This is a genomic window from Serratia sp. N21D137 (assembly GCF_047530005.1).
Lineage (GTDB): Bacteria > Pseudomonadota > Gammaproteobacteria > Enterobacterales > Enterobacteriaceae > Chania > Chania fonticola_B.
Genome location: NZ_JBLJAJ010000024.1, coordinates 50,545 through 68,556, shown reverse-complemented (window position 1 = coordinate 68,556; position 18,012 = coordinate 50,545). Strand labels below are relative to the sequence as shown.

General features: G+C 53.7%; 17 protein-coding genes and 4 tRNA genes. 3 read left to right on the top strand and 18 right to left on the bottom strand.

Annotated features, from left to right (window positions below; genetic code table 11):
• Positions 1–166: 166 nt before the first annotated feature.
• The 5 genes from rplS to ffh form a co-directional block, all read right to left on the bottom strand.
• Complete coding sequence (gene rplS / locus ACMV5H_RS18085; RefSeq protein ID WP_004712521.1) at positions 167–523, bottom strand: 50S ribosomal protein L19; 357 nt, start codon at positions 521–523, stop codon at positions 167–169.
• A gap of 77 nt (positions 524–600) precedes the next feature.
• Positions 601–1,344 carry a tRNA (guanosine(37)-N1)-methyltransferase TrmD gene (trmD, locus tag ACMV5H_RS18080; RefSeq protein ID WP_021182185.1) on the bottom strand — a complete coding sequence of 248 codons (744 nt, stop codon included), beginning with the start codon at positions 1,342–1,344 and terminating at the stop codon, positions 601–603.
• A 52-nt stretch (positions 1,345–1,396) separates the two neighbouring features.
• Entirely contained in the window at positions 1,397–1,945 is a 549-nt protein-coding gene (gene rimM, locus ACMV5H_RS18075) for a ribosome maturation factor RimM (protein ID WP_021182184.1), read from the bottom strand.
• Positions 1,946–1,963: 18 nt separating this feature from the next.
• The gene (gene rpsP, locus ACMV5H_RS18070) at positions 1,964–2,212 is read right to left on the bottom strand and encodes a 30S ribosomal protein S16 (protein WP_004932501.1); all 249 of its coding nucleotides are present in this window, start codon (positions 2,210–2,212) and stop codon (positions 1,964–1,966) included.
• 214 nt (positions 2,213–2,426) lie between these two features.
• The gene (ffh, locus tag ACMV5H_RS18065; protein WP_021182183.1) at positions 2,427–3,788 is read right to left on the bottom strand and encodes a signal recognition particle protein; all 1,362 of its coding nucleotides are present in this window, start codon (positions 3,786–3,788) and stop codon (positions 2,427–2,429) included.
• 166 nt (positions 3,789–3,954) lie between these two features.
• Between ffh and ACMV5H_RS18060 the strand changes: the two genes are divergently transcribed.
• Both ACMV5H_RS18060 and ACMV5H_RS18055 read left to right on the top strand, forming a co-directional pair.
• A complete protein-coding gene (locus tag ACMV5H_RS18060) occupies positions 3,955–4,749 on the top strand; it encodes an inner membrane protein YpjD (RefSeq protein ID WP_024530732.1) in 795 nt (264 codons plus the stop codon).
• Between the two features lie 64 nt (positions 4,750–4,813).
• On the top strand, positions 4,814–6,103 hold the full coding sequence (locus ACMV5H_RS18055; protein ID WP_021808138.1) for an HlyC/CorC family transporter: 1,290 nt from the start codon (positions 4,814–4,816) through the stop codon (positions 6,101–6,103).
• 253 nt (positions 6,104–6,356) lie between these two features.
• On the opposite strand, the gene luxS is transcribed toward ACMV5H_RS18055, so the two are convergent.
• From luxS to pncC, 13 genes are all read right to left on the bottom strand, one after another.
• Complete coding sequence (luxS, locus tag ACMV5H_RS18050; RefSeq protein WP_021182180.1) at positions 6,357–6,872, bottom strand: S-ribosylhomocysteine lyase; 516 nt, start codon at positions 6,870–6,872, stop codon at positions 6,357–6,359.
• 164 nt (positions 6,873–7,036) lie between these two features.
• Positions 7,037–8,599 carry a glutamate--cysteine ligase gene (gene gshA / locus ACMV5H_RS18045; protein WP_414822247.1) on the bottom strand — a complete coding sequence of 521 codons (1,563 nt, stop codon included), beginning with the start codon at positions 8,597–8,599 and terminating at the stop codon, positions 7,037–7,039.
• An 81-nt stretch (positions 8,600–8,680) separates the two neighbouring features.
• Positions 8,681–9,109 (bottom strand): YqaA family protein, encoded by a 429-nt coding sequence (locus ACMV5H_RS18040; protein WP_039996317.1) that lies wholly within the window; start codon positions 9,107–9,109, stop codon positions 8,681–8,683.
• The gene (yqaB, locus tag ACMV5H_RS18035) at positions 9,106–9,672 is read right to left on the bottom strand and encodes a fructose-1-phosphate/6-phosphogluconate phosphatase (protein ID WP_024485178.1); all 567 of its coding nucleotides are present in this window, start codon (positions 9,670–9,672) and stop codon (positions 9,106–9,108) included. Before yqaB ends, ACMV5H_RS18040 begins: the two co-directional genes overlap by 4 nt.
• Positions 9,673–9,978: 306 nt before the next feature.
• A tRNA-Arg gene (locus ACMV5H_RS18030) sits at positions 9,979–10,055 on the bottom strand.
• 52 nt (positions 10,056–10,107) lie between these two features.
• Positions 10,108–10,184: transfer RNA gene (locus ACMV5H_RS18025), tRNA-Arg, on the bottom strand.
• Positions 10,185–10,245: 61 nt separating this feature from the next.
• Positions 10,246–10,322, bottom strand: a tRNA-Arg gene (locus ACMV5H_RS18020).
• Positions 10,323–10,325: 3 nt separating this feature from the next.
• A tRNA-Ser gene (locus ACMV5H_RS18015) sits at positions 10,326–10,418 on the bottom strand.
• A 332-nt stretch (positions 10,419–10,750) separates the two neighbouring features.
• On the bottom strand, positions 10,751–10,936 hold the full coding sequence (gene csrA / locus ACMV5H_RS18010) for a carbon storage regulator CsrA (RefSeq protein WP_004091602.1): 186 nt from the start codon (positions 10,934–10,936) through the stop codon (positions 10,751–10,753).
• Positions 10,937–11,190: 254 nt separating this feature from the next.
• Positions 11,191–13,818 (bottom strand): alanine--tRNA ligase, encoded by a 2,628-nt coding sequence (gene alaS, locus ACMV5H_RS18005; protein WP_071682370.1) that lies wholly within the window; start codon positions 13,816–13,818, stop codon positions 11,191–11,193.
• 131 nt (positions 13,819–13,949) lie between these two features.
• On the bottom strand, positions 13,950–14,483 hold the full coding sequence (recX, locus tag ACMV5H_RS18000) for a recombination regulator RecX (RefSeq protein WP_414822246.1): 534 nt from the start codon (positions 14,481–14,483) through the stop codon (positions 13,950–13,952).
• Positions 14,484–14,541: 58 nt separating this feature from the next.
• Complete coding sequence (recA, locus tag ACMV5H_RS17995; RefSeq protein ID WP_065686951.1) at positions 14,542–15,606, bottom strand: recombinase RecA; 1,065 nt, start codon at positions 15,604–15,606, stop codon at positions 14,542–14,544.
• Between the two features lie 112 nt (positions 15,607–15,718).
• A complete protein-coding gene (pncC, locus tag ACMV5H_RS17990; protein WP_059199884.1) occupies positions 15,719–16,207 on the bottom strand; it encodes a nicotinamide-nucleotide amidase in 489 nt (162 codons plus the stop codon).
• Between the two features lie 203 nt (positions 16,208–16,410).
• On the opposite strand from pncC, the gene ACMV5H_RS17985 reads away from it, so the two are divergent.
• Positions 16,411–17,802 (top strand): MFS transporter, encoded by a 1,392-nt coding sequence (locus tag ACMV5H_RS17985; RefSeq protein WP_209524145.1) that lies wholly within the window; start codon positions 16,411–16,413, stop codon positions 17,800–17,802.
• Positions 17,803–18,012: the final 210 nt, after the last annotated feature.

Genomic DNA, 18,012 nt, shown 5'->3' with positions numbered 1-18,012 from the left:
GCGGTAGTTTTACAAATCCGCCTTCCCGCGTATTGGATAAATACGACAGACGAATTAACGAGTGTGGTCATCATCGTCAAACCGCAACGCCATTCCGGCGCACCATAAAAAAAGGGGATTACCATGACGGTAATCCCCTTATAACTATTAACTTTTGGATGCAGCGTTAGTTAACGCGGTTCAGACGCTCTTTGATACGAGCAGACTTACCAGTACGTTCACGCAGGTAGTACAGTTTGGCTTGACGAACGGCACCACGACGTTTAACAGTAATGCTGTCGATTACTGGAGAGTGAGTCTGGAATACACGCTCAACACCTTCGCCGTTGGAAATCTTACGAACAGTGAATGCAGAGTGCAGACCGCGGTTACGAATAGCGATAACCACGCCCTCGAATGCCTGCAGACGTTTTTTGCTACCTTCAACGACCCATACCTTCACTTCCACGGAATCACCCGGACGGAATGCAGGTACGTCTTGCTTCATCTGCTCTTGTTCAATTTGCTTAATAATGTTGCTCATAATATGTCTCTTACCCTAGGTAAACTGATATATCGGTCTCGTCGAGACAACGCTCAGACGTTCCCTTCATAGTCCTGTTACTTAGCTCGATGTTCCCGTTGGAACTCGGCCAGCAACACCTCTTGCTCGTCAGTCAGAGCTAGGCTTTCTAGAAGTTCAGGTCTTCTAAGCCAGGTACGGCCCAGCGACTGCTTTAAGCGCCAGCGACGTATCTCGGCATGGTTGCCCGACAGCAGAACTGGCGGAACCTCCATCCCTTCTAACACCTCCGGGCGGGTATAGTGCGGACAGTCCAGCAATCCCTCAGCGAAAGAATCTTCTTCTGCCGAAGCCTGATGGCCCAGAACACCCGGTATAAAGCGGGCGACCGAATCGATCAGGGTCATTGCCGGTAGTTCACCGCCACTGAGAACGTAATCGCCGATTGACCATTCTTCGTCAATTTCGGTTTGGATCACGCGCTCGTCTATCCCTTCGTAGCGGCCACACACCAGGATCATCTTCTGGTTAGCCGCCAGTTCGCGCACACCGGTTTGATCCAGCTTGCGCCCCTGAGGTGACAGATAAATCACCTTTGCTCCCTCGCCTGCCGCTGCTTTTGCTGCATGAATAGCTTCCCGCAAGGGTTGCACCATCATCAGCATTCCCGGGCCGCCGCCGTAAGGGCGATCGTCCACGGTACGATGCCGGTCGTAGGTGAAGTCACGCGGACTCCAACACTGCACGCTCAGCAGGCCATTTTTTACTGCCCGGCTAGTTACCCCGTAATCGGTGATTGCGCGAAACATCTCAGGAAACAGGCTTACGATACCAATGAACACCAGCCAATCCCCATTTTGTTATTCCACTTGCTTCGACCATGAAATCCGGAGGTCAAAAACCAGGATCCCACTCAGCCTCGATAATCTTGGCGGCGAGATCGACTTTCTTGATAACCTGCCCATGAAGAAACGGGACCAACCGCTCCTTCATACCGAATGCATCTTTCAGGTTTGCCCGCACGACCATAACGTCGTTAGAACCGGTTTCCATCATATCGATGACTTTACCCAGTTCGTATCCGGAAGTGGTGACTACCTGGCAGCCCATAAGGTCTTTCCAGTAGTAATCATCGCCTTCCAACGGAGGCAACTGCTCGGAATCTACGACAATTTCGCAATTGGTCAGTAAATTCGCGGCATCCCGATCGTCAATGCCTTTGACCTTGATGATCAGATCCTGACTGTGGCGTTTCCAGTCTTCCAACTCGACAAACTGCCACTGACCAGAGCGCTGGATTAACCAGGGCTGATAGTCAAATATGCTTTCGGCGTTCTCGGTGGATGAAAACACTCTGAGCCAACCACGGATGCCGTAAGTAGACCCCATCTTACCGAGTACAATCGGCTGCTTAGGTGCTACCGGTTTGAGTTGCTTGCTCATTGCCACCACCGCGACAGATTAAGCTGCTTTCTTAGCGTCTTTGATCAGCGCGTGAACGCGATCAGAAACGGTAGCACCCAGACCAACCCAGTGCTCAATGCGATCCAGGTCCAGACGCAGTGCTTCAGCCTGACCAGATGCGATTGGGTTGAAGAAACCTACACGCTCGATGAAACGACCATCACGAGCATTGCGGCTGTCGGTCACTACTACTTGATAGAACGGACGCTTTTTAGCGCCGCCACGTGCCAAACGAATTGTTACCATAACATCCTCTTTAGTTAATAAAACAGCCGGGCCCCATTGAGGGACGGGGCCCGGTTGCAATATAAAAAGCCCGAAAATTTTACTCATTTTGGCGCAAAAAGCAATCTAAAGCGTAGATTGCCGGTAATTCGTTTTTGCACCATCACGCTCTCGGACAGGTTTTACCGTGATCGGTAAATCGGCAAACCCGCCACAGCCTTGCTGCGGCGTGGTTTTAACGGCCTGGGAAGCCCGGCGGCATCATACCTTTCATGCCACGCATCATCTTCGCCATTCCGCCTTTTTTCATCTTTTTCATCATGCGCTGCATATCGTCGAATTGTTTTAACAACCGATTAACATCCTGCACCTGCATGCCTGACCCCATCGCAATACGACGTTTGCGTGAACCCTTGATAATTTCCGGCTTGGCACGCTCTTTCAGCGTCATTGAGTTAATGATCGCCTCCATGCGTACCAGCACTTTGTCATCCATCTGCGATTTGACGTTGTCTGGCAGTTGGCCCGCGCCCGGCAGTTTGCTCAGCATGCTGGCCATACCGCCCATATTACGCATCTGCTTAAGCTGGTCGAGGAAGTCGGTCAGGTCGAAACCGTCGCCCTTCTTCAGCTTGCTAGCCAGTTTTTCCGCCTGTGCGCGGTCAACCTTGCTTTCGATATCTTCGATCAGCGACAGCACGTCGCCCATGCCGAGAATACGTGAGGCCACGCGATCCGGATGGAATGGCTCCAGCGCGTCGGTTTTCTCGCCCACGCCGAGGAATTTGATCGGCTTGCCAGTAATGTGGCGAATAGACAACGCCGCACCGCCGCGCGCATCACCATCGACCTTGGTCAGAACGACGCCGGTCAACGGCAGCGCTTCGTTAAAGGCCTTGGCGGTGTTGGCCGCATCCTGACCAGTCATGGCATCGACTACAAACAGGGTTTCCACCGGCTTGATCGCCGCATGTACCTGTTTGATTTCGTCCATCATCGCTTCATCTACGTGCAAGCGGCCCGCGGTATCGACGATGAGTACGTCGTAGAACTTCAGCTTGGCCTGTTGCAGCGCACGGTTAACGATGTCGATCGGTTTTTCTTTAACGTCTGACGGGAAGAAGTCGATGCCGACGCCTTCCGCCAGGGTTTCCAACTGCCGGATCGCCGCAGGGCGATACACGTCGGCAGAAACCACCAAGACTTTTTTCTTCTGCTTTTCTTTGAGGAATTTGCCGAGCTTGGCCACGCTGGTGGTTTTACCCGCACCTTGCAGGCCGGCCATCAGCACCACCGCTGGTGGCTGCGCCGCCAGGTTCAGCTCGGTGTTCACTTCGCCCATCGCGGCAATCAGCTCGCTCTTGACGATTTTGACGAATTCCTGGCCCGGCGTCAGGCTTTTGTTAACTTCATGCCCAACCGCGCTCTCTTTTACACGGTTGATGAAGTCACGCACGACCGGCAGCGCAACGTCCGCTTCCAGCAATGCCATACGCACTTCACGCAGGGTTTCTTTAATGTTCTCTTCGGTCAGCCGCCCGCGGCCGCTTATATTGCGCAGGGTGCGCGACAATCGATCGGTTAAATTTTCAAACATCGTCTCATGCTCAACGTAAGAGTCAGGCCGCAGTGGCGACACAATTGCGGCGATTATAACACGTTGCTACAACGATCTCTGCCTCAGCGTTGGAGATTGGTTGGAGTAGGGGCCGCTCAACGTTATACTGGCATTCCAATTAACCATGCCGATGCTAAATAACGCTATGCCAGTATTCTCTCTTGTGGCTTTGATGGCCTACCTGCTCAGCCTTGGACTGATCATTCCCAGTTTGTTGCGGAAGAATAGCGCATACCGTCGGCTGGCGCTGGTCTCGGCCGTAGTGGCGCTGGTTTGCCATGCCATTGCCCTCCAGCAGCGCATTTTTGACGTCAGCGCCGGGCAAAATCTCAGCCTGCTAAACATCGGTTCCATCGTTGGCCTGATTATCTGTTCGGTGATGACCTACGTCGCCTCCCGCGATCGCGGCTGGTTCCTGCTGCCGATCGTCTACAGCTTTGCCATGATCAACCTCGCGTTTGCCAGCTTTCTGCCTGGGGAGTTTATCACCCATCTGGAAGCCAGCCCGGAGCTGATGGTACATATCGGCCTGGCGCTGTTCTCCTACTCCACCCTGATTATCGCCACGCTGTACGCCCTGCAACTCGCCTGGCTTGATTACCTGCTGAAACATAAAAAACTCAGTTTCAGTGCCGATATGCCGCCGCTGATGAGTATTGAGCGTAAGATGTTTCATATCACCCAAATCGGTGTGGTGCTGCTGACGCTGACGCTGTGTACCGGCCTACTGTATATGGACAACCTGTTTAGCAAAGAGAACGTGCACAAGGCCGTGCTGTCCATCATGGCGTGGTTTGTTTATATCGTGCTGCTGTGGGGCCATTATCACGAGGGCTGGCGTGGCCGCCGCGTGGTCTGGTTCAGCTTTGCCGGCTCTTTTCTGCTTACCATGGCCTACTTCGGGAGCCGCCTGCTCCAGGAACTGATGATGGTGCGCTAAGTCTGGCCTGGCGCTCCATCGCCCTGCTGAGGCACTCTTCTCCCCCAACATAAGGAATACCGCGTTGGAGCACGTTTCGACAGAGACCCTCATTTTCATTTTGGTGATTATGGTCGTGGTCTCCGCTTATTTTTCAGCATCCGAAACCGGCATGATGACGCTCAACCGCTATCGTCTGCGCCACCTGTCTAAGCAAGGCAACCGTGCCGCACGCCGGGTAGAGAAGCTGCTGCAAAAGCCTGACCGCCTGATTGGCCTGGTGCTGATTGGCAACAACCTGGTCAATATCCTGGCCTCTGCGCTGGGAACCATTGTCGGGATGCGCCTGTACGGCGATATTGGCGTGGCAATCGCCACCGGGGTGCTGACCTTTGTCGTACTGTTGTTCGCCGAAGTGTTACCCAAAACCTTTGCCGCTCTCTATCCTGAACGAATTGCCTTCCCTAGCAGCTTCCTGCTGGCCCCGCTGCAAAAAGTCATGCTCCCACTGGTATGGTTGCTCAATGGCATTACCACCCTGGTGCTGCGGATTTTCGGCATCCGCACCAACGTACGCATCAGCGGCGCATTGAGTAAAGAGGAGTTACGCACCATTGTGAACGAGTCCCAGTCGAAGATTTCGCGCCGTAATCAGGACATGCTGATTTCTGTGCTGGATCTGGAGAAGGTGACGGTAGAAGACATCATGGTGCCGCGCAATGAGATCGTCGGGATTGATATCAACGACGACTGGAAATCGATCATGCGCCAGCTGACACACTCTCCACACGGCCGCATCGTGTTGTATCGGGATTCATTGGACGACTCCATAAGCATGCTGCGCGTACGCGAAGCCTACCGGCTGATGACCGAGAAAAAAGAGTTCAACAAAGAGAACCTGCTACGGGCAGCCGATGAGATCTACTACGTGCCAGAGGGCACACCACTCAATGTGCAACTGGTGAAATTCCAGCGCAACAAAGAGAAGGTCGGCATCGTGGTCGATGAGTATGGTGATATCCAGGGGCTGGTGACGGTTGAGGATATTCTCGAAGAAATCGTCGGCGACTTCACCACCTCAATGTCACCTACGCTGGCGGAGGAAGTGAATCCACAGAGCGATGGCTCGGTATTGATCGACGGCAGTGCCAACGTGCGTGAGCTGAACAAGGCCTTCAACTGGACGCTGCCAGCCACCGAGGCCAGAACCATCAACGGCATGCTGCTTGAAGAGCTGGAGGAGATCCCCAGCATCGGGACCAGGCTGCGTATCAGCCACTATGATATCGATATCCTTGACGTGCAGGATAATATGATCAAGCAGGTGCGCGTCACACCGATTAAATCCTTACAGGCCAGCGTACAGAACCACTAGTCCCCTCACCCTAACCCTCTCCCACAGGGAGAGGGAACCGATCGAGTTAGGCTGAAAGTAGGGTGATTCTCCATAAGCACCGAAGGTTGAAGGGGCGAGCGGTTAGGTTGAAAGAGTTGTGATTGTTCATGAACACCGGCTGACTGACCTTACTCATCCTGGTTAAAGAGACGTTGCTTGATCACCTCTTTACTTCCAAAAGAGCAGGGACTATCAGCTCCCTCTCCCTGTGGGAGAGGGTTGGGGTGAGGGCCTAGATGTGCAGCTCTTGCAGCTTATCTTTCGGCAGCGCCAGCTCTTCGTTATGGTTCACTACCACACCGTGCTCAAGAATATGCTTGGCAATTTCCTGCGCCTCTTCCAGCGAGTGCATATGGTAGGTACCGCATTGGAACTCATTGAGTTCAGGGATCTTGCGCTGGTCAGTCACCTTCAGCACATCGGCCATAGCGGCTTGCCAGGCATCGGCCACGCGCTGCTCTTCCGGTACGCCAATCAGGCTCATATAAAAGCCGGTACGGCAGCCCATTGGCGAAATATCGATGATCTCCACGCCGTTACCGTTCAGATGGTCGCGCATGAAGCCAGCGAACAGATGTTCCAAGGTATGGATCCCTCGCTCTGGCATCACTTCCAGATTCGGGCGACAGAAGCGCAGATCGAATACGGTGATGGTATCTCCATGAGGAGTTTGCATGGTTTTAGCAACGCGGACAGCCGGAGCCGCCATGCGAGTATGATCTACGGTAAAGCTATCCAGCAGTGGCATGTCATCACCTCTTGGTAAAATGAAATTATTTCGAAACTTTTTTCGTACCGATGAAACCTTTTACAACCCTGCGGGTCTTAATCTATGAAAGACGCGCATTTGTTATCATCATCACTGTTTTCAGAGATGTGTATTTGGCCACAGTGATGTGGCCTTTTTCTTTTTCAGCCCCCGCCGTTTTCCTTCAGGAACTGTTCAAAGCTTAGCGTATCACTGGCTTCTATGTCGCGCTGGCGCTGCCATGAGGCTTGCTGCTCCTGAGCGAGTTGCTCTTCGGTCAGCAGCTCCAACGGTTCCTCTATCAGCATTTTGCGATATTTTTCCGCCAGTTCCAGGCCAACGTTACCGGTGCCCTGCGCTTTCATTTTCTTGAGGATACGGGCCGAGAAGGTCAGCTCCGGATCGTCAAACGCCGCCACCAGTTGTTCACACACCTGCTGATATTGCCGATCGACCGCTTCGCTATCCAACACCTCAGCCACGCGCTTCAGATCGTCAAACAGCGCCTTACCAACCTTATCCAACGGTTCACGGGTATCGTTACAGCCGATGCCAATGGTCTGGCCTGGCTTACGCCCTTCCAGGATCACCCGGTTCCAGTTTTTACGCGTGCACAGCAACTCATCGCTGCTCATTTCTGGCGCATCCGCCAATACGCACCACACCAGGAACAGATCCAGGAAACGCGCCTGCACCGCATCCACACCGATTGGCGAGAATGGGTTGATGTCCAGCGAGCGCACCTCGATATATTCGATACCGCCGCGTAACAGCGCATCTGATGGTGTCTCACCGCTGTGGGTGACACGTTTTGGTCGGATCGGGGCATAGAGTTCGTTTTCGATCTGCAACACGTTGCTGTTCAGTTGCAGATAGCGATCGCCCTCTTTCACTCCCAGCTTGGCATAGTCTTCCGAAGGCGTCGCGATAGCGCGTTTCAGACCTTGCACATAGGTTTGCAGATCGTTAAAGGTAATGCCCAGATTGCTCTGCGACTTATTGGTATAGCCCAGATCGCTCAGGCGCAGCGAGGTGGCATAAGGCAAATAGCACATGCCCCGTTCATTGCGCTCAAACGGCAAATCGGTTTCCCGGCCTTTGAGGAACGAGGAACAGATGGCGGGCGATGCCCCGAACAGATACGGGATCACCCAACCAAAGCGGTAGTAATTGCGGATCAGGCGGAAATATCCCGCAGAGATCTGCTCTTTACCACTCTCTTCATCCTCAACACCGGCCCACGCCTGCCAAAACTCCAGCGGCAGGGAGAAGTTGTAGTGCACACCGGAAATGGTTTGCATCAACGCGCCGTAGCGGTTCTTCAACCCTTCCCGGTACAGCGTTTTCATCCGGCCAACGTTGGAGGTGCCAAACTGCGCCAGCTCGATATCCTGCTCGGCGTTGATAAAGCACGGCATGCTCAGTGGCCACATGCGCTCCTCACCCAGATTGCGCGCCACGTGGCGATGGATATCGCGCAGGAACGTCAGCAAGTGATCGAGATCATCATCAACCGGTGTAATAAATTCTAACAGCGCCTCGGCAAAGTCCGTAGTGATCCAATGGTGCGTTAATGCCGCCCCCAGTTGTTCTGGATGACCCGTGCTGGCAAGCGTGCCATCTGCGGTTACCCGCAGTGTTTCACGCTCAATACCGCGCCGGATCCCTTTTAATGCATGAGGGTGGGCTTCCAACCAAGAAAGCGCCTGTGATACGTCCGGGATCAAATTGACCTCCCGCTTCTAAAAACGATAGCTGTAAGCATACTGAATCCGCTCCCTAGAGAATATTGAGTTATATTCACTTGGTTAATGCCACCAGGCGATACCCTGCAGCGTGATCATCGTCAAGATGATGTAACGCAACGCTTTTCCGATACACAGAAACAGCGTGACAAAGCCCCATGGCATGCGCAGCCAGCCTGCCAACACGCACAATAAATCGCCCACAACCGGCACCCAACTGAGCAACAGCGCAGCCGGGCCAAAGCGTTGTAACCAACCAAGAGCCGTTTCCAGCCCGCGTTGTGGTTTCAACGCCGGTAACAGGCGCCCGATAATGACGTTGGTCAACCCACCCAGGGTATTTCCCAACGTTGCAGCCAGCACCAGTAAACCTGGTGAAGCGCTGCTGTTGGTCAACAACGCAACCAACACGATCTCTGAATTGCCAGGCAACAGCGTCGCACTAAGGAAGCTGCTGCCAAACAGCGACATGACCGCCAGCGTACTACTCACAACGTGCGAACGTCCACCACGGCCATATTGGCGCTTCTGGCGGCCTGAATGCCGAAATCGGCATCCTCAAACACCACGCAGTGCTCCGGAGGAACGCCGATCAACTCCGCACAGCGCAGGAAAGTATCCGGTTCCGGCTTGTGGCGTTGAACATCATCAGCCCCGACGATGGCATCAAAGCAGTCGAACAGCCCTAAATGACGCAGCAACATCTCCGCCATCCGGTGCTCACTGCCCGTCCCTACCGCCATGGGACGACGGCCATGATAAGACTTTACCACCTCAATCAGCGGTAACGGACGCACCGTGTCTAATAGCATGCTTTCTACCGCGCGGGTTTTCTCGGCGGCCAGTTGATGAGGATCGAGATCGGCCTGATGTGCGGCAATCACCGCCTGAGCAATACGCCAGGTAGGTGAGCCGTTCAGCCCTGTCATGGCGGCCGCATCAAACTTCATTCCGTAACGTGCCAACACCTCGTGCCATGCCTTGAGGTGCGTTGGCTCGGTGTCCAGAATGGTACCGTCCATGTCGAAGATCAGACCCTGATAGCGATCGTACATCGTGACTCCATGACCATTGAGCAAAGAAAGCTACTTTAGCGTAAAGCCGAAAGGTTGTCGCTGCCAGAGCATGACGGAAAATGCGGTGTAGAAGAGAGCTTATAAGAAGCAAAGACGGAAACTGGAAAGCAGAAAACGAAAAACCCGCCGAAGCGGGTTTCTCTATAATATGGTGCATCCAGGAGGATTATTCAGCGCAAGCGCTTCACCTGTTGGGCCGTTGCAGTGCAACGTTATCCTCCCTAGTGCTACCTTCCATATTGTATCTATCTACGAGTTAGCGTTCGCGATAGGTACATTATAATATGGTGCATCCAGGAGGATTCGAACCTCCGACCGCTCGGTTCGTAGCCGAGTACTCTATCCAGCTGAGCTATGGATGCAGTTTTATTTTTTTAGCGATGGGTTTCGTTCCGTGAAACTTCACTTGAAGAATGGTGCATCCAGGAGGATTCGAACCTCCGACCGCTCGGTTCGTAGCCGAGTACTCTATCCAGCTGAGCTATGGATGCACAGGAATTCTTTTTTGATACCGTATGGTATGTCGTTACTACCCCACCATACTGCAAAATATGGTGCATCCAGGAGGATTCGAACCTCCGACCGCTCGGTTCGTAGCCGAGTACTCTATCCAGCTGAGCTATGGATGCAAATGGCGGTGAGGCGGGGATTCGAACCCCGGATGCAGCTTTTGACCGCATACTCCCTTAGCAGGGGAGCGCCTTCAGCCTCTCGGCCACCTCACCAGTACGCTTCTTGCGAATCGTGCCTAACTTGCTTTAGAGAAGCTCATCGGCACTGCGTGGCGCACATATTACTTTCGTGGGTTTATAAGTCAAACAATTTTTCCCAACTCTCGCGCGTTTGCACAAATCACAGGCAACATGAGTGATTTCGCGGCAAAAAGAGTGCTTTATCAACAAGAAAATGCCGTGCTACCGCGGATAGGAGTTTGATCGCAGGAGAAAGTTATTGGCAAAAAAATGGGGTGAGATAACAGTTAGTGTGAAAAGAAGGGGGAAAGCGGGTCAAGAAAAGCAAGAAGCGTCTCGTTGTAGAACGAGACGCTACTTAGAAATCAGTAAGTCGTCTGTTGAGACTTCTCGGCCTGGATGCGCTGGTAGATTTCTTCGCGGTGAACAGACACCTCTTTGGGGGCATTCACACCAATACGAACTTGGTTGCCTTTAACCCCTAGCACTGTGACCGTAACCTCATCGCCAATCATGAGGGTTTCACCAACTCGACGAGTCAGAATTAACATTCTTTGCTCCTTGAAAGATTAAAAGAGTCGGGTCTCTCAGTTTCCCCGCCATTATCCATTATATGCAGTGAAAACGTAAGTCAAGAACCCACAATAAATGTAAGCAGACTTGGTGTCACTCCAGATTAAGAATAAGTTTAGCCGACCTGGAAAACTTTGTTCCCGCAATTGTCACTACATTGTGTTAGCACAGTCTAAAAACGCCATAAGCCACAGTGGCTTACGGCGTCAGTAACGCGCCTATTTATTTATATTCACAGTTTCGCGGCCACCCAGGCCTCTACGCTGTTTAATGCCGCAGGCAAGGCGTTGGCATCACTGCCCCCAGCCATTGCCATATCAGGGCGTCCACCGCCCTTGCCGCCAACCTGCTGTGCGATGTTGCCGATCAGCTCGCCGGCCTTAACCCGGTCGGTCAGATCTTTGGTAACCCCCGCAATCAGGCTGACTTTGCCTTCTTCCACCGTGGCCAACACGATGATCGCAGAACCCAGCTGATTTTTAAGATCGTCAACCATGGTACGCATGATCTTCGGCTCAACGTTATCCAGCTGACTGACCAGCAGCTTCACACCATTGACCAGCTTGGCTTGACTCGACAGCGAAGCACTTTCCTGCGCAGCTTGCTGATCTTTCAGCTGTTGCAGCTCTTTTTCCAGCGCACGAGTGCGATCGAGCACCGCACGCACTTTATCACTCAGGTTATTGCTGTCACCCTTCACCAGGTGAGCAACATCCTGTAACAAGTCACTCTGTTGATGCAAGGTCGCTATCGCCCCTTCACCCGTCACAGCTTCAATACGACGGATACCGGCTGCGGTACCAGACTCACTCTGGATGCGGAACAGGCCGATGTCACCGGTACGGTTGGCATGCGTACCGCCACACAGTTCGGTAGAGAAATCGCCCATCGTCAGCACACGCACGTGGTCATCGTACTTCTCGCCAAACAGTGCCATCGCGCCCTTCTCTTTGGCATCATCCAGCGCCATCACTTCGGTCTGCACCGACAGGTTACGACGGATCTGCTGGTTAACCAAATCTTCTACCGCGCGGATTTGTTCTGGCTTCATCGCTTCGGAGTGCGAGAAGTCAAAACGCAGGTACTTGTCGTTAACCAACGAGCCTTTTTGCGCGACGTGCTCACCCAGGATCTGGCGCAATGCCGCATGCAACAGGTGAGTGGCGGAGTGGTTCAGGCGGATACGGTTACGGCGTTCGCTGTCGATCACCGCATCAACGCGGTCATTCAGCTTCAGCGAGCCGCTAGCCAACTTGCCCAGGTGACCGATAGCCTGGCCATATTTCTGCGCATCGCTCACCACGAACTCGATGCCGGCCGCTTTAAGCACGCCTTTATCGCCGACCTGGCCACCCGATTCGCCATAGAATGGCGTTTCGTCCAGCACCACAACGGCCTCTTCACCCGCATGGATCTCATCCACCGGCTGACCATCACGGAACAAAGCGGTCACTTTCGCCTGTTGCTCTTCGCGATCGTAACCATTGAACTGGCTTGCGCCGTCAACACGGATCAGGCTGTTGTAGTCCGCGCCAAAACCGCTGGACTCACGCGCACGGCGGCGTTGAGCCTCCATGGCCTGCTCAAAACCTTGTTCATCAACCTTAAGACCACGCTCACGGCAGACGTCGGCGGTCAGATCCACCGGGAAACCGTAGGTATCATACAAACGGAATGCCGTTTCGCCATCCAGGGTATCGCCCTGCAGCTTGGCCAGTTCATCATCCAGCAGCGCCAAACCGCGCTCCAGCGTACGGGCAAACTGTTCTTCTTCTGATTTCAGTACCTGCTCAACCTGTGCCTGCTGACGCTTCAGTTCGTCGGCAGCCGGGCCCATCACTTCGATCAACGGAGCAACCAGCTTGTAGAAGAAGGTATCCTTCGCACCCAACATATTGCCATGACGGATCGCGCGGCGAATGATACGGCGCAGCACGTAGCCACGGTTTTCATTCGACGGGATCACGCCATCGGCGATCAGGAAGGCACAAGAACGGATATGGTCCGCAATCACGCGCAACGACTTGTTACCCATATCGGTTGCGCCGGTCAGTTTGGCGACGGCGGCAATCAGGGTGGTGAACAGATCGATTTCGTAGTTGGAATTGACATGTTGCAGCACCGCAGCGATACGCTCGAGGCCCATGCCGGTATCCACCGAAGGCTTCGGCAGCGGCAGCATGGTGCCATCCGACTGACGGTTGAACTGCATGAACACGATGTTCCAGATCTCGATATAGCGATCGCCATCTTCTTCCGGGCTACCCGGAGGGCCACCCCAGATATGGTCGCCGTGATCGAAGAAGATCTCGGTGCACGGACCGCATGGGCCGGTGTCGCCCATCTGCCAGAAGTTATCGGAAGCAAAGGCCGCGCCTTTGTTATCGCCGATGCGGATGATGCGTTCCGCAGGCACGCCAATCTGCTTCTGCCAGATGTCGAAGGCTTCGTCATCGGTCTCATAGACAGTAACCCACAACTTTTCTTTCGGCAGGTTGAACCAGTTTTCACCGGTCAGTAGTTCCCACGCGTAGCTGATGGCATCGTGCTTGAAATAGTCACCGAAGCTGAAGTTGCCTAACATTTCAAAGAAAGTATGGTGACGGGCGGTATAGCCGACGTTTTCTAGATCGTTGTGCTTGCCACCGGCACGCACGCAACGCTGTGAAGTGGTGGCACGCGAGTAGGCGCGCTTGTCCAGCCCCAGGAAAACGTCTTTAAATTGGTTCATGCCGGCATTGGTAAACAGCAATGTCGGATCATTGTTAGGTACCAGGGAGCTGCTTGCTACAACCTGGTGGCCTTTACTATGAAAGAAATCGAGAAACGCTTGACGGATCTCAGCGGTGCTCTTGCTCATAATTTTCCCGGAAAGACTAGAATAACGATGCGTGAACGAGGCTCGACATCCTGACGATATCCTCTGGTTCACGAACTAAATGTGGGGATAAGATAAATTTTCTTCGGGGGGAAGTAAAACGCCGTGTGCATTCATTGCGCAAAATCACGATAAATCGACTGAATTTCCTCCTGGAAGAAGCCGCGATAGAGCAGATAGCGCAACACCTTGGCTTTCTCTTTCCATTCTACCGGTAACGGATCGCCAAATTTGCGCAGCGCGATCTCCCTGGCTTGCTCACACCAGTCGATTTCGCATTCCGCCAGGGCGTCCTGCACTATTTCTTTATCTACGCCCTTTTGCATCAGTTCTGAGCGAATGCGTTGCGCGCCATATCCCTTGCGGCTGCGGCTGGCAATAAAGCTATTGGCGAAACGCCGATCGTCCAGCCAGTTATGCTGGTAGCAATAGCTAATCACCTGTTCAATGATTGCAGGATCGAGGGGTTCTTCGGAGGGTTCTGTAGGGGATTTGCTACCGAATCTGGCGTTAGCCATAAATGGCGGCGCCGCAAGTTTGCGGCGCAGTTCGGCTTCACTATGATCGCGTTGGGACAATAGCCGCATCGCACGGCTAATCAACGTATTTTGCTGATTACCAGCAGATTGGGAACCTACATCATTCATATCTGCAAGCCTTGGTGATCGGTATACGCCCTAAGGGGCGTATACCCACCGGCAAAGATTAAAACTCTTCGCTGGTTTCTGCTTCGTTGTCATCGGCCTTCTCGGCACTGGCAGCAGCTGGCTCACCATTGCTGTGCAGCAACAGGTCGCGCAGTTTTTTATCCAGTTCCGCAGCAATGGCCGGGTTTTCTTTCAGGAAGTTACAGGCATTGGACTTACCCTGACCGATCTTCTCACCGTTGTAGCTGTACCAGGCACCGGCCTTCTCGATCATCTTGTGTTTCACGCCCAGATCGACCAGTTCGCCACGGCTGTTGATCCCTTCACCATACAGGATCTGGAACTCTGCCTGTTTGAACGGTGCAGCGATTTTGTTCTTCACCACTTTCACGCGGGTTTCGCTGCCGATCACTTCATCACCTTCTTTGATCGCACCGATACGGCGGATATCCAGACGGACAGAAGCGTAGAACTTCAGGGCGTTACCCCCGGTGGTGGTTTCCGGGTTACCGAACATCACGCCAATTTTCATACGGATTTGGTTGATGAAGATCAGCAAGGTGTTGGCGTTCTTCAGGTTACCGGCCAACTTACGCATGGCCTGGCTCATCATACGTGCCGCCAGCCCCATATGGGAGTCACCGATTTCGCCTTCGATTTCCGCTTTCGGCGTCAATGCCGCTACGGAGTCAACGATGATGACGTCAACCGCACCAGAGCGGGTCAACGCATCACAGATTTCCAGCGCCTGCTCACCGGTATCCGGCTGAGAACACAGCAGGTTGTCGATATCCACGCCCAGTTTCTTGGCGTAGATAGGATCCAGCGCATGCTCGGCATCGATAAACGCACAGGTTTTACCTTCGCGCTGTGCAGCGGCAATAACTTGCAGAGTCAGGGTGGTTTTACCGGAGGATTCCGGGCCATAAATCTCGACGATACGGCCCATTGGCAAGCCGCCTGCGCCCAGTGCGATATCGAGTGACAGCGAGCCGGTGGAGATCGTTTCTACGTCCATGGAGCGGTCTTCACCCAGACGCATGATGGAGCCTTTGCCGAACTGTTTCTCAATCTGGCCCAGTGCTGCAGCTAACGCCTTTTGCTTGTTCTCATCAATAGCCATTTTTGCTCCTTCGTTGCGCAATGTCAGTGTGACTCACATTGCCGCTGAATGTATGTTGTGCAGGAAATTGCTGCTAATTATACTGTATGGTCATACAGTATCAAGCCTAATTTTACAAAAATTCATCAAGCGCCGTTTGCAGCGCAAAAAGGGTTGCCTGCAGGCGCACCGCATCGCGATCGCCGGTAAATTGCATTTTGCGCGCCAGCACCCGGCCGGAACGTTCGGCAAAACCAAACCAGACGGTACCCACCGGTTTTTCCACACTGCCACCGTCTGGGCCGGCAATGCCGCTGACCGAGAGCGCAAGATCGGCTTTGGCCGCGTGCATCGCGCCCTGCGCCATCTCGCGCACCACTTCCTCACTGACCGCGCCATGAGCCTGCAAGGTCGCTTCCGCCACCCCTAGCAGTTCGTGCTTTGCCGCGTTGCTATAAGTGACAAAGCCGCGATCGAAATAGGCCGAGCTGCCGGCGATATCGGTAATTGCCTTGGCAATACCACCGCCCGTACAGGACTCTGCACAGCTGATCCAACGCCCATTGGCCTTTAGCCTTTGTCCGACGGCAATACTGAGCTCACGCAACCGCTTCTCACTCATGGACTCTCCTTTGAATCAATCAAGGTATATGCGCCTGATGGTAGCATTTATCAAGCCTCTACGGCATTTTACCGGCCGAAATGCCATGCGCTTCGCAGTGCTGCGGTTTTAAGCCGTTGTACTAACTGCTAGTATCGGGGATACGTCCAGCTTGTTGCGGCAAACCCGTTTGCCTCAATCTTCGACTAAAACAGGAAGGCCGAGTGAAAAAAACGTTAGGTGTATTCTTTCCGCTGTATACCACCACCCTGCTGATGCTGCTGGGTTCAGGGTTACTGACCACCTACATTTCCCTGCGGTTAACCTCCATCAACGTCAGTGGCGCCCTGATCGGGGCCATTATCGCCGCCAACTATATCGGCCTGGTGATCGGCGGCAAGGTCGGCCACTTTCTGATTGCCCGCGTAGGGCATATCCGCGCCTATGTCTCCTGCGCCGGGATCATTACCGCCGCGGTGCTGGGCCACGGCCTGACGGAATACATCCCGGTTTGGGTGGTGCTGCGGCTGATTATCGGCCTGTGTATGATGTGCCAGTACATGGTGCTGGAGAGTTGGCTGAACGATCAGTCCGAATCCAATCAGCGCGGCATGGTATTCGGCTTTTATATGGCGGCCTCCTACCTTGGCATGTCGCTGGGGCAGATTGTGCTTATGCTACAAGCCAACCTTGGCATCAGCACGCTGCTGCTCATCGCGCTGTGTTTTTCCCTCTGCCTGGTGCCGATCGCCCTGACAACCCGTACCAATGCCCGGCATATGTCGCCCGCCCCGATGGAGCTGCGCTATTTTGTGCATGCCATTCCTAAAGTGTTGGCCACCACGCTGGTGATCGGCATGGTGGTAGGCTCCTTCTACGGGCTGGCACCGGTATATGCCAGCCAGCAGGCATTGACCACTCAGCAAACCGGTCTGTTTATGGCCATAGCTATCTTTGCCGGGCTGGTGGCGCAGTTTCCGCTGAGCTGGCTGTCAGACCGTTACAACCGCACGCTGCTGATGCGGGTTAATGCACTACTGCTGGTGATTGCCGCCTTACCGCTGGCCCTGTTGCCCCATATCGATTTCCCGGTGTTACTGATCGTCGGCTTCATAGTCAGCATGTTGCAGTTCACCCTATATCCGCTGGCGGTAGCGCTGGCCAACGACATGATTGAGCCAGAGCGCCGCGTCTCCCTGGCTGCCTGTCTGCTCATGGCATTTGGCGTGGGGGCCAGCATCGGGCCGCTGGCCGTCGGTGCGCTGATCCAGCCTTTGGGTGGGAATATCCTGTACGTGTTTTTCGCACTGTGTGGCCTGTTGATTATGGCCTTCAGCAGAACGGTCAAACAGGATGAGTCGCAGTTTGTACAAGATGCGCCAGTGCCCCATATCGCCATGCCAGACAGCCTCTCCAGCTCCCCACTTTCCCCGGCATTAAACCCGACGTTCGATGAGCAGACCATTCAAGATACGATGCCAGCGCCGGAGGCCGCTCCCGACCCGCTAGCAGAAACTCCGTTGGCAGAACTGCTGCCTGAAGAAGAGCCCGCCCATCCCCAAGGTGCAGATCCCGAAGAAGACACCGGGCTGAAAAAAGCCTACACCATGCTATAGGTCAGCCAGGCGTGGTCCGCCACGCCTCCTCACCCCAGAATATGAAGATTTTCTTATGACGCATAGATAAATCAGTAACATAACTAATAAATAAAAAGCATTAGCCTCACACTTTCAAAAAACATCTCTTTATTAGCCCGCAAAGACATGCCAATAAAACCCGTAAAAACCGTTAACTTTGTAATGTAATTATCTTATTTACTCCACCCG